The sequence below is a fragment of the Botrimarina sp. genome (genome assembly GCF_040219535.1).
Classification (GTDB): Bacteria; Planctomycetota; Planctomycetia; order Pirellulales; family Lacipirellulaceae; genus Botrimarina.
The window spans coordinates 507,798-523,984 of sequence record NZ_JAVJSH010000012.1; the positions used below are offsets into that span (position 1 = coordinate 507,798).

Consider the following 16,187-nt stretch of genomic DNA (forward strand, 5'->3'; position numbering starts at 1 on the left):
ATCAACGCTCTATCCGGCGCGCTCTCGGCCTCAGCGTGGCAGCAACGCGAGCGGGCCCTGGCCCAGGTCGGGGCTGAGGTCGACCACCACGACCACGTCGTTGTAGTCCAAGTCGCCGCCGTTCATGAGGTCCTCGAAACCGAGCAGCACGTAGCGGTCGCCCAGCAGCCAAGCGGCGAGGTGCTGGATGCCGTCCGGGTTGAGGTGGTCCTGGTTCGTGAACACGTCGCGTCCGCCACGCACCGCGTCGCGGACGATGAAGAACTCGAAGCTGGTCCCCTGGGGGAAGTCGCCCAGCTCGACCCAATCGCCGTTGGAGAGGATCTCCGGGCCCCCCAACGTGCCGTCCGACACGTCGGGGAAAACGACCACGCGCTCGCCTTGCGCGTCGGAGCCGGCGATGCTCGTCGAGTAGCCCAGCGTGTTCCGGTACCCGGCCCCCTCGTGGATGAAATAAACGCGAACGGGGCGGTCGGTGTCGTTCAGCAGGAACAGGGCGTCCTCGTCGAGCCGCGTCACGCCCCGCGCCAGAAACTCGACCCCCTCGCGCAGGTTCTCTTCTACCAGCCGCGTCGCCCCTTCGAGGATCGTTCGATTGAAGTCCTCGGCCCGGTCGTCGCACCCGCTGTGGTTGACCGGCGCCGCGTTGGGCATGCCCCACAGCGTGAAGTTGGATTGGACTTCCTTCTGGCACTGCGCCGACGCGGTCGCCGAGACCAGCAGCACGGCAGCGGCCAACAGATACCGGTGTGGCGCCAACGGAAGAGACATGTCGAACTCCGAGAAGAGGGCGAAGAGCAGCCGCCGGCTGGCAGGCGGGGGGGGGGCGAGCGTGTTGCGACGCCCCGCGCCTTTTCCACCGACTCATTGCAAACCTAGGTCGCGTTGAGCCGATGACTCGGATCTCGTGCCTGAGATTCGCAGAAATTGTTTTGCTTATGGGCGACCTCTCCGGGGGGCGACCTAGGATCCAAGCTTCATTCGCTGGCCGAAAGCATCCCCCAGGCGGCGTGAGCTAGAGTTCGCCTAGCAGGCTGTCGATTTATCAGCGGCCTGCGTTGCCCCCCAGGAGGGGTGGCGTCAGAACTTCGGCCGAGAGCCGACGTTCTGCGAGCCGCGAGGAGCTTGCTCCGGGCTTGGCGAGGTCGAAAAACGCCAGGAACGCGTCTTTCAACGGCTGCTAGTAGTACCGAGGTGGAGAACCCCGCCGCCACACACGCAGATCCGCATGCACACTGTCGCTACGCCTGAGTCCCTGGAAGAGGATCAGCTCACGGTCCTGCTGGCGGCCGCGCAGAACCGCGGGACCGCCGAGGTAGCCGTGCGCTCCGACACGCGCGGCCGGGCCGTCCGCTGCGGGAAGGTCAAGCTGTACGACCCGAACGACGACACCTTCGCCGGCCGCTGTTGCGACGCGGTTTCGGAGCTGGTGGAGCTGCTGCTGCTCCGCGAGTCCCCCACGCCCGGCGTGTTCGAGATGACCAACTTCGGTTGGCAGCTAAGCCGCAAGCTCACGGGCAGCCAGCCAGCCGAAGAAGAAGCCCGCCAGCCGGCCCCACCGGGCGAAGGCCCAGCGGACGATCCGGCCGGCGCCCCCTCGCCGGCGCCTTGGCCCGAACTGAGCTCCGACGCCAGCGACGCCGACAGCGCCTCGCTGGTCGACGTCCTCGCCCTAGACGACGGCTTCTCGCCCGTCAGCCCCGGGAGCATCGAAGAGACCGGCCTCAACCGTTCCATCATCGACGAGCTGATCCTGAAGACCGTGCAGTCGCACGGCTGCTCGGCCGGCCGAGAGCTCGCCAAGCAGCTCTGCCTGCCGCTGGCGATCCTCGAGGACCGCTTCGACGACCTCCGCCGGCGCCAGCTGCTGACCCCGTCCGGATCGGCGATGCTCGGAGACAACGTCTACGAGCTGACCGAAGAGGGCCGCAAGCGCGCGCGCGAGGCGATGGCCGAGTGCGCGTACACCGGCCCCGCGCCGGTCCCGCTGGAGGATTACGTCGACTCGGTCCACGCCCAGTCCGTCCGCAACGAACGCCCGAAGCAGCCCCGCCTGGTCAAGGCGTTCTCCGACATCAACGTCGAGCCGGAGATGCTCGCGCGGCTCGGGCCGGCCATCAGCGCTGGCAAGGGGATGTTCGTCTACGGCCCGCCCGGCAACGGCAAGACCACCATCGCGCAGCGGATCACACGCTGCTTCGGCCAGAGCATCTACGTGCCCCACGCGATCATCGAGGGGGGGCAGATCATCAAGCTGTTCGACGCGTCGTGCCACGAGCCGGTCGAGTCCGCCGCGAGCGGCCTGCTGATCGACGACGAGCGCGACGCCCGCTGGGTGCGGATCAAGCGCCCCACGGTGGTCGTCGGCGGCGAGCTCACGATGGACAGCCTCGAGCTCAAGCACGACCCGGTGAGCCACGTCAGCGAGGCCTCGCTGCAACTCAAGAGCAACTGCGGCAGCCTGCTGATCGACGACTTCGGCCGCCAGCGGGTGAACCCCACCGAGCTGCTCAACCGCTGGATCGTGCCGCTAGAGAACCGCGTCGACTTCTTGTCGCTCGCCAACGGCAAGAAGATCGAGGTCCCGTTCGAGCAGCTCATCATCTTCTCGACCAACCTCGAGCCGCACGACCTGGCCGACGACGCGTTCCTGCGACGCATCCCGTTCAAGATCGAGATCGGCGCGCCGTCGCGCGAGGAGTTCGTCAAGCTGCTCGGCGTGTTCGCGCAGAAGGTCGGCGTGGACTGCCCGCCGGCGTCGGTCGAGTACCTGATCACACGCCACTACGAGTCGATCGGCCGCCCGCTACGCCGCTGCCACGCACGCGACCTGCTCGAGCAGGTGTTCCACTACTGCGAGTACAACGGCGTGCCGAAGGTGGCCAGCGAGCAGACGCTCGACCACGCCGTGCAGAACTACTTCGCCGCGATGAGCGGCGAGGAGTGACGCCCCGCACACGCCAGCCGCGCTCAGCCGGCGACCGCCGGCGCCGCCGAAGCCTTCCCGCTCGGGACCACCAGCCCCACGATCTGCCCGCGCCGCTCCCGCACTCGGTACGACGCGGCCCCGTGCCGCGGGGCGAGCAGCCCGCCGAGCGAGTCGCCGGTCACGAAGCCGACCGGCCGTTCGTCTTTGACGACCACCAAGCCCCCGTGGCCGCGGCCCTCGAGCAGCGCGGACACGTCCCGGGCGGGCGTGTCGTGGGCCACGGTCGCGTCGGCCGGCAGCACCATCTCGGCGCCCAGCGGCTGCGTCTGGAGGTCGTCTTTGTAGCGCTGGTCGAACAGGCCGATCAGCTTCCCGTCGTCGTCGACGACCGGCACGACAGGCGGCAGCGCCCCGGCCGGCAGCACGCCCCACGCCGTGGCGGCGCCCACGCTCTCGCCGACCCGCAGCACGACCGGCAGCGACTCGGCGACCTGCCCCGCCAGCGCGTCGTGCAGCGCGGGCCGCCGGGGAGTCGCGCCGGTCCACTCGGCCCGCGCCGCGTTGACCGTTTCGACCGGCACGACCGCTTGCTCGGAACACAGCGGCGCGTGCTCGACCGCCTCGACGAGCGAGGTCAGCACCGTGCTGGGCGACCAGGAGGACGACCAGTCGCCGACAACGGCCGACACCACCGGCGGCGCCGACAGGCTCCGCGTGACGGCCTGGCTCGCCCTGAACTCGCCGATCGCCTTAGCCGCGAGGGCGGCGCCCTCCTCGGCGGTGGCGCCCGGCAGCGAGATGGCGAACACGTCCTCGTCGAGCTGGGCCGCGACGCCCTTGGCGTTCTCCTCGGCGACGGCCTTGAGAGCCGACGCGAACGCCTTCCGCAGGCCGAGGGCCACGTCGGCGCCCAGGCCGGTCTTGATCCGGTCGACGCCGCCGATCTGGAAAACCACCAAGAGCCCCGTCTTGCGCGCGCCGCCGCCAGACGAGGCGGACATCGCCCACCACGTCAGACCGCTGCGGGTCAACAAACCGGTGACCGGGTCGCGCGCTGCCCGCGCGGCGAAGCGCTGCTTGAACTCCAAGTGCCGCACGCCCGCCCGGAGCCTCGCGGCGAGCTCCCCGTCGTCGACCGGCAGGCAAACGACATCGTCGGCGCCCGACTGCAAGAGCTTCTCGTGCTGGGCACGCGCGTCGCGGGCCGCGAGGGCGACCACGTGCAGCTGGCGCGCCGACGCCGCGGCCGCGATCGTGTCGAGCGCCTCGGGGTCGCGTGTGTCGAGCAGCCACAGCTCCGGCTCGTAACACCGCCGCCAGAGGGCCGCCGGCGACCAGTCGTCGGTGGCGGTTCGCAGGTAGCCGAACTCGTCGACGGTCCAAGCCAGCCTTCGGAGAAGGTCTCGGTCACGTGAGACGATCGTAACGCTATTGGCGGTTGTGAGCATCGCGTCCGTCGGCGTGTTGGGTGCGGGGTGGGGCCGAGCGAGTCAAGACTAGCTGCGCCACGGCCCGCCGGCGCCCGCCGGCCGGATCGTCGGCCCGATTGGATGCTAGGGTTGCTAAGCGGGGCGACCGCTTCGTGCCCCCCCCCCTTGCGCCCCCCGACGGCCGTGCGTCCCGAACGGCGGACGCCCAAGCCGGTTTGCGATATCCGAGGAAGGTGAGGCATGAGCGGACCGTCGGAGACCCCTTCGCCCAACAGGCCGCGGCTGGAGTACTTCCTGCCGGGGTCGGCCGGTCCGCGCACGGTCGTGATCGAGGAGTTCCCGTTCACGATCGGCCGCTGCGCGTCGGCGGGCCTGCAGATCGACTGCGGCTCCGTGTCCCGCGAGCACGCGCAGATCACTGCCGCCGGCGAGCGCTTCCTGATCAGCGACCTGGGCAGCACGAACGGCACCTTCGTCAACGGCGAGCCGGCCCGCGACACGCCGCTCAACGATGGCGACTCGATCCGCGTGGCCGATATCGACCTGGTCTTCGCCGTGCAATCGTCGACCGAGTCCGAGCGGATGGTCACCCAGCCGCTGGCCCAGGGAGCGTCCGGCGCGGGCCGCACACGCGGCGACGCCGTCGCCCAACACCGCCGACGCTTGGAGGGGCTCCTGTGGGTCGCGCCGGAGGTCGCTTGGTCGTCGATCCGCGACCTGGACACCAGCGCGACGACCGCCTTCCTGTGCCGGCACGACACGCGGGGCGCGGACGAACCGTCGCCCCCCTTCCACCCGACAACGCTCCGCGCGTCGCACCGCTACATCGCGTGGATGGTCGCGGCCGAGAGGTTGGCCACGCGCGGCGCGCCCGCCGACTTGCTGCTGCGCCTGACATCCGGCGAGCCGCTGCAAGAAGAAGACTTCCACGCGGCCGAGGCGGCCATGCACCGGCTGCCGCCGCGGTCGACGCTCGCGCTGGTCGTGCCGTGGGACCACACCACCGACGACCCCCGAGCGACCGCGCTGTGCCGCTCGCTCGCCGCCTCGGGGCTGCGTTTGGTGCTCGGGGGGTTCGCGGGGAGCGCGTCGGCGGTCGAGTCGCTCAGCGGACTCGCGCCCGATCGGCTGCTCCTCTCGCAGGCGGCTGTGTCGGGCGTGTCGTCGGAGCCACGCCGTCGGCAGCTCACGGAGAGCGTCGTCGTGCGGTGCGCCGAGCTGGGGATCCAGCCGGTCTTGCCGCCAGCGACCAGCGAGGCCGACAAGGCCGTTTGTCGCGAACTGGGAGTGCGTTTCGAAGTCTCGCCCGAAGCCGACCTGACGCCGAGGGAGGCCGACCGCGTCCGCGGCGCGGCGCCCGACGCCGCCGCGAGGCTCCAGGCTGTGCTGGTGTGACGCCCTCGCCGCGCAGTTTCATCTAAATCGCTATGCCGGTCACCGACTCCGCCCCCCGACTCCCCGATGGGTACACCCTGATCGACCGCCTGGGGGCGGGCGGCTACGGCGAGGTGTGGCGGGCCACCGCGCCGGGCGGCGTCGAGAAGGCCGTCAAGGTCGTGTTCGGCCACTGCGACGCCGAGCTGGCCGACCGCGAGCGGAAGTCGCTGGAGCGCGTGCGCAGCGTCCGGCACCCGTTCTTGCTGACGATCGAACGCTACGAGATCGTCGACAACCGCCTGATCATCGTCACCGAGCTGGCCGACTCGAGCCTCGACCAGCTCTTCCGACAACGCCGCGCCGACGGCCACCCGGGCGTGCCCCGCGACCAGTTGCTCCGCTTGATGGCCGACGCGGCCGAGGGCCTCGACTGCCTCAGCGAGCAGCACGACCTGCAGCACCTGGACGTCAAGCCAGAGAACCTGCTGCTCGTCGGCGATCACTCGAAAGTGGCCGACTACGGCCTGGTCAAGCAGCTCGCTTCGCGCACGCAGCAGTCGATGGTCGGCGGGATGACCCCGCTCTACTCCGCGCCGGAAGTCTTCGACGGCGCGCCCACGCGCAGCAGCGACCAGTACAGCCTCGCGATCGTCTACCAGTACGTGCTCACCGGCGTGCTCCCGTTCGCGGGGCAGACGGTCTCGCAGCTGGTCAAGCAACACACGATGGCCGAGCCGAACCTCGGCCCGCTCGGCGACGACGACCGGCTTGTCATCGCGCGGGCGTTGAGCAAGGACCCGGGCGACCGCTACCCGAGCTGCCGCAAGTTCGTCCAAGCCCTCGCGCAGACCGCTGCTACCGACGCCGGCGCTCCCGCCGCGCGCCCCACCGCACGCGCGCCCGTGGGACCGGACGACACCAAGTCGGTCCTGGCCATCAGCACCCAGCCGCTCGGCCGGCCGAAAGCAGACGGCCCCGCGCGGCGCCCCCACGCGGCCGAGTTCACCCCGCCCGCGGCCCCCGCCCCGGCCCGGCCGCGCACGCGGCTCCCGGCCGGGCCTAGCGAGGTGATCGACCTGGCGGCGCCGGAAGGTCTCCAGCTCGCCGCGTCCGCCCGGCCGACGCTCTTCGTGGGCCTCGGGGGCGTCGGCTCGCGGATGCTGGCGGCGGCCAAGGGGGCCTGGTCCGCTTTCGGCGACCACGCGCCCCCCGCGGCGTGGCTGGCGATCGACACCGATCGCGACCAACTCACCGACCTGCGGCGCGACGCGGGCCTCGCGCCCGGCGACGGCGACGGCGACACGCTGCACGTGCCGCTCCGGCGACCGAAAGACTATCGGGCGGCGGACCCGGCGCTGCTCCGCGGCGTGTCGCGGCGCTGGCTCTACCACATCCCACGCTCCCTCACGACGCGCGGCTACCGCCCCCTCGGCCGGATCGCGCTGGTCGACAACGCCCAGCGGGTCGCGCGCACGCTCGCGGCGAAGCTGCAGAGCCTCGCCACGGCGGACAAGCCCGAACCGGTGCGCGTCGTGGTCCTCGCGGGAGGCTGCGGCGGCGCGGGCGGCGGTATGTTGATCGACCTGGCTCAGGCGGTGCGGTCGGTCGGGGAAGCCATTTCGACGCCGCTCTCAGTCGAAGCCGTGCTGGGATTGCCCAGCCAGTTGCGGCCGTCCGACCAGCTCGGCGCGGCAAGCCTGATGTCGCTGTTGATCGAGTTGCACCACAGCCAGCAGGCCGGCAACACCGGCTCGGAGGGCGCCGACGGCTGGATCGCGCGATTCGAGCGTGACCAGCCGCCCTTCGATCAAGTGAGCCTCTGCACGGCGCCGCCGCCACGCGCCACGGCTGGCGCCTCGGCGGCGATGGGGCTGCTGGCGACCGCGGCCTTCGACCTGGCCGCGCTCGACCCAGGCGCCGATGGCGTCGGCAGCGTCGCCGACGCGTACCGCGTGCTCGGCGCGGTCGACTGCGATCACCTCGCGCAAACCACCAGCGCGCGCTCGACCCTCGAGCTGCGGACCGAGGCCCTCCGGTTGTTGCGGGAGGTCGACCCGAACAAGCACGTGAGCCGGGGCGCCGACGCGCGGTCCGCCGCTGCGCGCACCCCGCAGGACGCGGCGAAGCAAGCCGCCACGGTCCGCAAGTCGTTCGCCGAGTTGCTCGACGCGATCGACGAGCGGCCGCCGCTCTTGGGAGCCGACACCCCGCCCGAGCTTTCGCGACTGGCCGCGCGGGTCGCCGACCGCTTCGTCGAGTCGGTCGCCGATCAGCTCTCCAGCGGCGAGCCCGGCGGGGTGGTGCGCTGCACGCGGCTCCTCGACAAGCTCGTCCGCGAAGCGATCACCCCCCTTGTTGACGAGGCCGACCTCGCCGATCAGGCGCTCGCGGCGATCGGTGTCGATCCGCTTGGCTGCGGGTACCGCCGCCGGTTGGTAGCGATCTGTCCGCGCGGCGAAAGGCCGTCGGCGTTGCTCGAGGCCCTCAAAGCCCGGCTGCCGCAATTGGCAGTCACCGAAGCCGACGTGCCCCACACGATGCTCGTCAACATCGGGCGCGGGCCGACGGCGCCGTTCCTTGCGTCCCGGATCGAGAGCGTGTTCGCCGACGCGGTCGACGCCGGCAAGCGGCTGCACACCCGGATCGACGTCGACTGGGGCGAGTTCCAAACCGTCGAGCGCGACGCCAGCGCCCCCGACACGCGCGACCGCCCCCCGGCCGGCCCGGCCGACAGCGATCCTATCGGCGAGCGCGGCGGCGCGGAGTCTGCGGCCGGTCCGCCGGCGACGGTCCAGCTAGCCGGCGCAAGGGGCTGCTCGCCCGCCGGGGCGCCGACTCACGCTTGACCCGTTCTTGCGTCACTCGGGCTCGTCGAAGGTCGCGGCACGCAGCGCCGGCAGCGAGGCGATCGCCAACGCCGTCCCGACGCCGACCAGCGCCCACCCCACCGCGCCCGAGCGGCCCGGCGCGGGGAGCAGCAGCCGCACCGCGCCGGTCAGCAGGCAGAACAGCGCGGCGGACATCGCCGTGGCCCAGCCGAGTCGCGTCAAAAACCTGCGCGCCGACCCTTCGGCGCCGGCCGCGGTCCACAGCCCGAACGGCCGCACGCGGCCGACGAACCGCTCGAGCGTTTCGTCTTGGGTCGGTTGCGTGAGGAGCGCGGCGGCGCTCGCCAGCCCCAGGCACCCCAACGCCACCACGCTCAGCTGCACCCACTCCCTGTCGAACGCCACCAGCGCGACCGGCGCGAGCACGAGCGAGCCGCCGATCGCGGCCAGCTCGGAGTACACGTTGGTCCGTTGCCACAACCAACGCAGCATCAACACGCCGCCTATCCCCGCGCCGAACACCAGCGACACCAGCCACGTGGCGCCGATCGAACCGATCCGCAGCATCAGCAGGGTCGCCAAAAACAGCAGCACGACGCTCGACACGCGGGCGACGACGACCAGCTCTCGGCGGCCCGCTTCGCGCCGCAGCAGCCCTTGGCAGAAGAGCCGGCCGTACAGGTCGTTGCTCCAGTAGGCCGCTCCCCAGTTCAACTGGGAGTCGATGGTCGACCCCAGCGCCGCGAGCATCGCGGCCAGCATCACGCCGCGTAGGCCCGCGGGCATCAGGTCGTTGATGCCCCTGACGAACGTCAGCTCGCGCGCCGCGGCGAAGCCCTCGGAGGCCGCGTCGGCCGGCGTGTGCGGGTAGACCACGAGCAAGCCGACGGCGATCACCAGCCACACCAGGCTGCGGCCGAGCACCTGCACCCACGTGTGGACCACGCCGGCGAGCCGCGCGTCGTGGTCGGAGCGGCACGCCATGTAGCGCTGGGCCAGGTAGCCGGTGCCGTCGCTCCCGATCCAGAACAGCCCCTGCACGCTGATCAGCACCAGGAACGGCAACAACGCGTGCTCCCCGGTCGGGAAGAGGCCGACGACGCTCGCGTGCCGCGACGCTCCGTAGAGCGAAGTCAGCCCCTCGGCCAACGCGCCCAAGCCGCCGACCTCCGCCAGCACGCACCACGCGTAAGCGAACGTGCCGACCGTCATCAGAGCGAACTGCAAGACGTCGGTCGCGATGACCGCGCGGAGCCCGCCCACCGCCGAGTACCCGAGCACGAACAACGCGATGACGGCCACGGAGATGAGCCCGTTGCAGACCGCCGTCGCGGGGTCGGCGTCCGACGCCACGGCCATCGGCGCCAAGCCGGCCGCGTCGACCCCCGCGCGGATCGCCTCGTACACCGGCGCTGGCAGCCACTCGTGCCAGGGGGCGAACACCTCGGCGACCCGGACCGCGGCGGTCAGCACCATCGCCAGGAACAAGCAGTTGACGACCGTGCCGTAGTACACCGCCTTGAGCCCGCGCAGCAGCAGCACGCCGCGGCCGCTGTAGCGCGTCTCGGCGAGCTCGGCGTCGGTCAGCACGCCGGACCGCCGCCAGCACTCGGCGAACACAAAGGCGATCAGCAGGTAGCCGAACCCGTAGACCCAGAACCGCCACAGCAGACAAACCCCGCCGGTCGCGACCAGCCCACACACCAGCAGCGGTGTGTCGGCGGCGAACTGCGTGGCCGCCATGCTGAGGCCGGCCTGCCAGCCGGGCGTCTGCCGGCCCGCCAGGAAGAAGTCGGTCGGCCCCCGCGACGCTTGCTTGCGGTGCCTCAGCCCCGCCAGCGTGGAGTAAGCCAGGAACGCGACGACGATAGCCAGGTCCAGCACGGCCCCAGCCTACCACGCCCGCCGTGGGAAGTCGTGCTGCGCCAAGCCGCGACGACCGCCACGGACCGCCGGGGGCGTTCACGGCGCGGCGTACCGGGCGGTCTCGCCGCCGCCGCGGGTAGCCATCGCCCGCCACACCGCGGGGTCGACCTCGTCGGCCACCGACTGGACCGACCCGTCGACCAGCGTGACCTGCACCTGCCCCGGGTGCGTGCTGCGCGAGGTGATCATCGCGTAGGTCGGCGCGCCGGCGCTGCCGTTCTTGCCCTCCTGCCAAGAGTTGAAGTCCGCGTCGACCTCGACCCCCTTGCTGTTCGTGTAGGGCACGTAGGTGTTGGGCGTCATCGTCGCGGTCACGCCCGTGTGGTGCACCCGGCCGTCGGGCCACTCGGTGTGGCCGGTGCTCTTCTCGTCGGCGCCCGACTCGACCACCGCGGTCGCCTCTTCCACCGTGTTGGGGATCTCGGTCGACGCGGGGCCGCCGTTGCGTGTGTACTCGGTCCAAGCCTTCACTTCGGCGCACAGGAGCGTGTGGCTCGTGCCGTCGGTGACCTTCGCCAGGCGGAGGTTGCTGTTCGGGTAGAACACGCCGTCGCCCGCTTGCTTGGTGGCCGGGTCGAAGACGAACCAAGTGCCGAAGTTGAACCCGTAGTTCGTCGGCCACAGCGTGGGCCGGCCGTCGCTGAACGGGCGGGGCTCGGCGGCCTTGTCGTCGCTGGGGCACTGGAAGGGGGCGATCCGCACGTCGTGGATCCCCATCTGGTTGTCCCACCCGGTCTCGAGGTCGACCAGGTCGCGGACGGCGCCCTCTTCCAGGTAATCGAGGACCCGCCCGTGCACGCCCCACGAGCCGTTGTTGGCGGTGCTGGTCACGCCGAGGTCCACCAGCGCGCTGGGCGGCAGGTGCTTCTTCGCGCCCTCGTAGTTCAAAACGGCCAGGCCGAGCTGCTTGAGGTTGTTCTTGCACTGGCTCCGCCGGGCCGCCTCGCGCGCCGATTGCACGGCGGGCAGCAACAGGGCGATGAGTATCCCTATAATCGCGATGACCACCAACAGCTCGACGAGGGTGAAGCCTGGGTGGCGGCGTCCTTGTGGCATCGATTCTCTCCGACTCGGTATCGTGGCGGCGGAAGCGGGCCGGGGCGGCCTCGCGCCGCCCCGGAGCGATCCGCGTTAGGCACGTGCCGTGCCACCCCGGGCCGATCCGGTCTCACTATGGCGAATGTACTCAAGAGCACGGCCCCGCACTCCGGCGAGCGGCTTCCCGCTGTCGCGCGGGCCGACACCCTCGCCGCGCCGCGCGACAGCCGGCGAGCCCCCGCGCTACCCGGCGCCGGCGCGCGCTTCACGATCCGCGCCCAACTGATGGCGCCGTTGGCGTTGGTCGGCGTGCTCGGTTTGGTGGCCGTCGCGTTGGCCTACGGCTGGCTGGCCCGGCGGGCGACCACCGCGCGGATCGAGGAGCGCTTGCAGGGGGTCGTGCGCGCGCTCGACCAGAGCAGCTACCCGCTCACCGACGCGGTGCTCCGGCAGATGGCCGACCTGGCCGGCGCCGAGTTCGTCCTCGCCGGGCGGGAGGGCCGCGTGCTCTCCGCCAGCGAGCCGACGCTCGCCCGCGATCGCACGCTCGCCACCCAGCCGCAGCCGCTCAAGGCCGACGGGGTCGACCTCGGCGCGGCGCTCACCACGGCCGACGGCCGCTACCTGCACATGGCGGTCGAGCTGCGCGACCGGGGCCGAGCGACCCCGCCCCGCACGCTCCACCTGCTGTTCCCGCGGCGCGACTACGAGGCCGCTTGGCGGGCCGCGATCTTGCCGCCGGTCGTCGTCGGCGGCGTCATGCTCGCGTCGACCGCGTTGGTGGTGAACGCCGTCGGCGGCAGGATCGGCCGCACGCTGGCCGGGCTCGGCGGGGCGGTCGGGCGGCTCGCCGAAGGGGGCCACGCCGCGCCGCCGGAGACACGCTTCAACGACGAGACCCGCGACCTGGCGGGGGCCGTCGTGCGGGCCGCGGATCGCATGCAGCAGTACGAGGCCGAGCTCCGCCGCGCCGAGCGACTCAGGGCGGTCTCGATGCTCGGCGCGGGGCTCGCCCACGAGATGCGCAACGCGGCCACCGGCTGCCGCCTGGCGATCGACCTGCACGCCGAGGGCTGCCGCCCGCCGGCCGACGACGACTGCCTCGACGTGGCCCGCCGCCAGCTCCGGTCGCTCGAGGGCCGCTTGCAGCAGCTACTGCAGCTGGGCCGCCCCTCCGCCGGCGCGGCGGCGGAGATCGTCGATCTGGCGGCCGTCGCCAGCGAAGCGATCGACGCCGTGCGGCCCGCGGCCCGCCACAACCGGGTGCGCCTGGACTGGGCGCCCCCCGAAGCGTGCCGCGTGCGTGCTCGCCGGGATCAGCTCTTGCAGTCGGTCGTCAACTTGCTGCTCAACGCGGTCGAGGCCGCCGGCCGCGGCCGCTTGGCCGGCGACGGCGACGCGTTCGTCCGGGTGGAGCTCGCCGCCGAGGGCGGGCAGACGCGGCTGCGGGTGATCGACTCCGGCCCCGGGCCCGACACGCCGAGCGGCGAGGACTGCTTCGAGCCGTTCGTGACCGCCAAGCCCGAAGGGGTCGGCATGGGCTTGCCCGTTTGCCGGATGGTCGTCGAGAACGCGGGGGGGCAGGTCGGTTGGCGCCGCGTCGGCGCGACGACCCAGTTCACCATCCAACTGCCGGCCGCCCACCAGGAGCCAACCCATGCCTGAGATCCTCATCGTCGACGACGAGGAGTCGATCTGCTGGGGCCTCGAGAAGCTCGGCCGCAGCATGGGGTGCGGGGTCCGGACCGCGGCCTCCGCCGAAGAAGGCCTGCGAATGGCCGCCGAGTCGCCGCCGGACCTGCTGGTGATCGACGTGCGGCTGCCGGGCGTCGACGGGCTGTCGGCGCTGGACGAGTTCCGCCGGTTGACCGACTCCGCGCCGGCGATCGTGATGACCGCGTTCGGCGCGCTGGAAGTGGCCGTCGAGGCGATCCACCGCGGCGCCTTCGAGTACGTGCTCAAGCCGTTCGACCTGCAAGAGATGAGGGCCGCTATGCAGCGGGGCCTCAGCCTCAAGGGCGCCGTGCGGCTGCCCGACGCGCCGCCGCCGGGCGGCATGGTGGGCGAGTCGGCCGTCATGCAGACGCTCTTCAAGCGGATCGCGCTGGCCGCGGCGTCCGACGCCAACGTGCTGCTGACCGGCGAGAGCGGCGTCGGCAAGGAGCTCGCCGCCCGCGCGATCCACGAGCACGGCGCCCGCTCCGCCGGGCCGTTCGTCGCGGTGAACGCGGCCGCGTTGAGCCCGTCGGTCGTCGAGTCCGAGCTGTTCGGCCACGTCGAGGGGGCGTTCACCGGGGCGAACCGGCCGCGGCCGGGCCTGATGGTGCAGGCCGACGGCGGCACGCTGTTCCTCGACGAGGTCGCCGAGATCGACGCCGCGCTGCAGACCAAGCTGCTCCGCGCCATCGAGCAAGGCGAGGTCCTCCCCGTCGGCGCCGACCGCCCCGCGCCGACTCGGTTCCGCGTCGTCGCGGCGACCCACCAGGACCTGCCCGCGCGGATCGCGTCGGGAGAGTTCCGCCGCGACCTGTACTACCGGCTGTGCGTGTTCGAGGTCCGCGTGCCGCCGCTGCGGGAGCGGGTCGACGACATCCCGCTGCTCGCGGCCCACTTCGCGACCCGCGCCAGCCGTCGGCCGTTGTCGTTCTCCCCCGAAGCGATCGACGCCCTCCGGTCGCGCCAGTGGCCCGGCAACGTGCGCGAGCTCCGCAACGCGGTCGAGCACGCGGCGGTGCTCGCCCGCTGGGGCGTGGTCTTGCCGGAGCACCTGCCCAGCGCGAAGCGGCTCGAGCCGGCCGACGGGCCGACCGGCCTCGGCGCGGCGGTGGCCGCGCGGGCCCGGCAGATGCTCGCCGCGGGCGACTCCGCGGGCCGCGTGTACGAGCGCCTGCTGCGCGAGTTCGAAGGGCCCGTGCTGCGCGAGGCCCTGGCCCACCACGACGGCGAGTACGCGCCGGCCGCACGCACGCTGGGCATCCACCGCACCACGCTGCGCCGGAAGCTCGACGGCGAGCAAAGCCCCGGGTCGAGCGACTGACGCCGCTCCGCCGCGGCCTCCGACGCCTAGAGATCCGACCCGACACTCTGTGGGAGGCATCTCCAGACGCCGATTACGCGCCGCCGAAGAAGGGCGGCTGGCACACCGTTATCGGCGTCTGGAGACGCGTCCCACACCCGAATCATCCAACGCCCTCATCACACTCCCCCAACCGGAAGGCGATCCGCCGCAGCCCCTTCAGGAAAGCGCCCATCACCCTTCCATCGGGTCCGCGTCGATCACGCTCTCCGCGAACGCCGCGTAGGCCGCGCCCAACTCTTTGGCCATCTTGTCGGGGAACAGGTGGAAGTCGCCGGCGGCGAGCGCGGCGATGATCCCCTCGGCGACGACCGACGGCGGGTCGGTCTCTTCCAGGCCGGCGGTGTCGGCCATGTCGGTGCCGATCGGCCCCGGGTGCACGCTCAGCACGGCCGTCCCCTGCTCCTTGAGCAAGTCGCGTATCGCCTGCGTCAACGAGTACGACGCGGCCTTCGACGCGCAGTAGGTCGCGAACGGCGCGAAGCTCCGCAGCGAGGCCACCGAGTTGAGCTGCACGAAGGCGCCGCCGCCGTTGTGCTTCAGCACCGGCGCAAACGCGCGGGCCATGTGCAGCAGGCCGAACACGTTGACCTCGAGCTCCGCGCGGAGGTTGTCTAGTGCGTCGGGAGCGAACGGGTCGCTCACACGGAGCACGCCCGCGTTGCTGACGACGAGCTGCGCGTCGCTCGCTTGCTCGGCGGCCGCTTCGATTGTCTTGGGCTTCTCGTAGTCGATCTCGATCGGGATGACGACCTCGCCGAACTGCTCGACGAGGCCCTCGGCCTTGCCGACGGACCGCACCCCCGCGTACACCCGCCGCGCGCCGTGGGTCACCAGCGACTTGACGATCTCCTTGCCGATGCCGCGGTTGGCGCCGGTCACCAGCGCGGTGCGGGTCTGGACCGAAAAAGACATGGGGCACCCCTGATGGAAAGCGAGATGGGTTTAGTTTCGCGTTCCGCAGGTGGCGTGCCTAGTGTGCGGCGAAAGTGGAAAGTGGAAAGTGGAAAGGGGAAAGGGGAATGCCGCGCAGGCGGATGGCACACCGGCTTCTCTTTCCGCTTTCCCCTTTCCGCTTTCCGCATTCCTTCACCCCAGCCACACCGAGACCAGTTCCGCGAACTCCTCCCGTTCAAGCGTTTCGTGGGCCATCAGGTGGTCAGCCACGCCGGCGACCGCCTCCCAAGCGAGGGGCTCGTCGAGCAGCCCGTACAGGCCGCGCAGCCGATCTTCGAGCCAGCGGGTGCGGCGGCGCTCGTCGGGCACGATGGCCGCGGCCTCGTCCCACGCCTGCCGCCAGTCGGCCGACCACTCGCCGACCAGCGCCGGGTGGAGCGGCTCGCCCCGGTAGAGCATCTCGGCGACCGGCCCGGCGAGCGCGACCAGCACGAGTTTCTCGGCCAAGGCCTTCGGCGAGAACTCCCCGCGCCGCCAAACGACCTCCAGCCCGCCGAAGCGCCGCGGCCCGTCGTCCGGCTCCGGCGCGATGGTCACGAGCGTCACCCGCCCGCCGGCGTACGCGGCGATGAGCGCGTGGCCGGCTTCGTGGTAGGCGGTGAGTTCGGGAGGATCGTCCACGGACG

The 16,187-nt window shown here is 71.8% G+C and carries 11 protein-coding genes; 5 read left to right on the forward strand and 6 right to left on the reverse strand.

Annotated elements, in window-relative coordinates; translation table 11 throughout:
* Window positions 1–30 precede the first annotated feature (30 nt).
* A complete protein-coding gene (locus RIC11_RS06265; protein WP_350209420.1) occupies window positions 31–771 on the reverse strand; it encodes a DUF4114 domain-containing protein in 741 nt (246 codons plus the stop codon).
* 457 nt (window positions 772–1,228) lie between these two features.
* Here RIC11_RS06265 and RIC11_RS06270 point away from each other — a divergent pair, with 457 nt between their 5' ends.
* Complete coding sequence (locus RIC11_RS06270; protein ID WP_350209422.1) at window positions 1,229–2,947, forward strand: DUF8689 domain-containing protein; 1,719 nt, start codon at window positions 1,229–1,231, stop codon at window positions 2,945–2,947.
* A 23-nt stretch (window positions 2,948–2,970) separates the two neighbouring features.
* Here RIC11_RS06270 and RIC11_RS06275 read toward each other — a convergent pair whose 3' ends face one another.
* Complete coding sequence (locus RIC11_RS06275; protein WP_350209424.1) at window positions 2,971–4,377, reverse strand: CBS domain-containing protein; 1,407 nt, start codon at window positions 4,375–4,377, stop codon at window positions 2,971–2,973.
* Window positions 4,378–4,599: 222 nt separating this feature from the next.
* Between RIC11_RS06275 and RIC11_RS06280 the strand changes: the two genes are divergently transcribed.
* Both RIC11_RS06280 and RIC11_RS06285 read left to right on the forward strand, forming a co-directional pair.
* Window positions 4,600–5,754, forward strand: coding sequence for an FHA domain-containing protein (locus tag RIC11_RS06280; RefSeq protein WP_350209426.1), 1,155 nt, complete (start codon window positions 4,600–4,602; stop codon window positions 5,752–5,754).
* Window positions 5,755–5,786: 32 nt separating this feature from the next.
* Window positions 5,787–8,582: a protein kinase domain-containing protein gene (locus RIC11_RS06285; protein WP_350209428.1), complete on the forward strand. Its 2,796-nt coding sequence runs from the start codon at window positions 5,787–5,789 to the stop codon at window positions 8,580–8,582.
* A gap of 12 nt (window positions 8,583–8,594) precedes the next feature.
* Here RIC11_RS06285 and RIC11_RS06290 read toward each other — a convergent pair whose 3' ends face one another.
* Window positions 8,595–10,448: a sodium:solute symporter family transporter gene (locus tag RIC11_RS06290; RefSeq protein WP_350209430.1), complete on the reverse strand. Its 1,854-nt coding sequence runs from the start codon at window positions 10,446–10,448 to the stop codon at window positions 8,595–8,597.
* Window positions 10,449–10,526: 78 nt separating this feature from the next.
* Window positions 10,527–11,546, reverse strand: coding sequence for a DUF1559 domain-containing protein (locus RIC11_RS06295; protein ID WP_350209432.1), 1,020 nt, complete (start codon window positions 11,544–11,546; stop codon window positions 10,527–10,529).
* Between the two features lie 117 nt (window positions 11,547–11,663).
* On the opposite strand from RIC11_RS06295, the gene RIC11_RS06300 reads away from it, so the two are divergent.
* Both RIC11_RS06300 and RIC11_RS06305 read left to right on the forward strand, forming a co-directional pair.
* Window positions 11,664–13,193, forward strand: coding sequence for a sensor histidine kinase (locus tag RIC11_RS06300; protein ID WP_350209434.1), 1,530 nt, complete (start codon window positions 11,664–11,666; stop codon window positions 13,191–13,193).
* On the forward strand, window positions 13,186–14,565 hold the full coding sequence (locus RIC11_RS06305; protein ID WP_350209436.1) for a sigma-54-dependent transcriptional regulator: 1,380 nt from the start codon (window positions 13,186–13,188) through the stop codon (window positions 14,563–14,565). Before RIC11_RS06300 ends, RIC11_RS06305 begins: the two co-directional genes overlap by 8 nt.
* Window positions 14,566–14,778: 213 nt before the next feature.
* Here the strand turns inward: RIC11_RS06305 and RIC11_RS06310 are convergent, their stop codons facing one another.
* Window positions 14,779–15,519: an SDR family oxidoreductase gene (locus RIC11_RS06310; protein WP_350209438.1), complete on the reverse strand. Its 741-nt coding sequence runs from the start codon at window positions 15,517–15,519 to the stop codon at window positions 14,779–14,781.
* A gap of 174 nt (window positions 15,520–15,693) precedes the next feature.
* Window positions 15,694–16,182, reverse strand: coding sequence for an FtsH/Yme1/Tma family ATP-dependent metallopeptidase (locus RIC11_RS06315; RefSeq protein WP_350209440.1), 489 nt, complete (start codon window positions 16,180–16,182; stop codon window positions 15,694–15,696).
* Between the last annotated feature and the right edge of the window lie 5 nt (window positions 16,183–16,187).

Coding starts and splice junctions, on each gene's coding strand:
- RIC11_RS06265 (WP_350209420.1), bottom strand. CDS start 771: ATGTCTCTTCCGTTGGCGCCACACCGGTATCTGTTGGCCGCTGCCGTG.
- RIC11_RS06270 (WP_350209422.1), top strand. CDS start 1,229: ATGCACACTGTCGCTACGCCTGAGTCCCTGGAAGAGGATCAGCTCACG.
- RIC11_RS06275 (WP_350209424.1), bottom strand. CDS start 4,377: ATGCTCACAACCGCCAATAGCGTTACGATCGTCTCACGTGACCGAGAC.
- RIC11_RS06280 (WP_350209426.1), top strand. CDS start 4,600: ATGAGCGGACCGTCGGAGACCCCTTCGCCCAACAGGCCGCGGCTGGAG.
- RIC11_RS06285 (WP_350209428.1), top strand. CDS start 5,787: ATGCCGGTCACCGACTCCGCCCCCCGACTCCCCGATGGGTACACCCTG.
- RIC11_RS06295 (WP_350209432.1), bottom strand. CDS start 11,546: ATGCCACAAGGACGCCGCCACCCAGGCTTCACCCTCGTCGAGCTGTTG.
- RIC11_RS06300 (WP_350209434.1), top strand. CDS start 11,664: ATGGCGAATGTACTCAAGAGCACGGCCCCGCACTCCGGCGAGCGGCTT.
- RIC11_RS06305 (WP_350209436.1), top strand. CDS start 13,186: ATGCCTGAGATCCTCATCGTCGACGACGAGGAGTCGATCTGCTGGGGC.
- RIC11_RS06310 (WP_350209438.1), bottom strand. CDS start 15,519: ATGTCTTTTTCGGTCCAGACCCGCACCGCGCTGGTGACCGGCGCCAAC.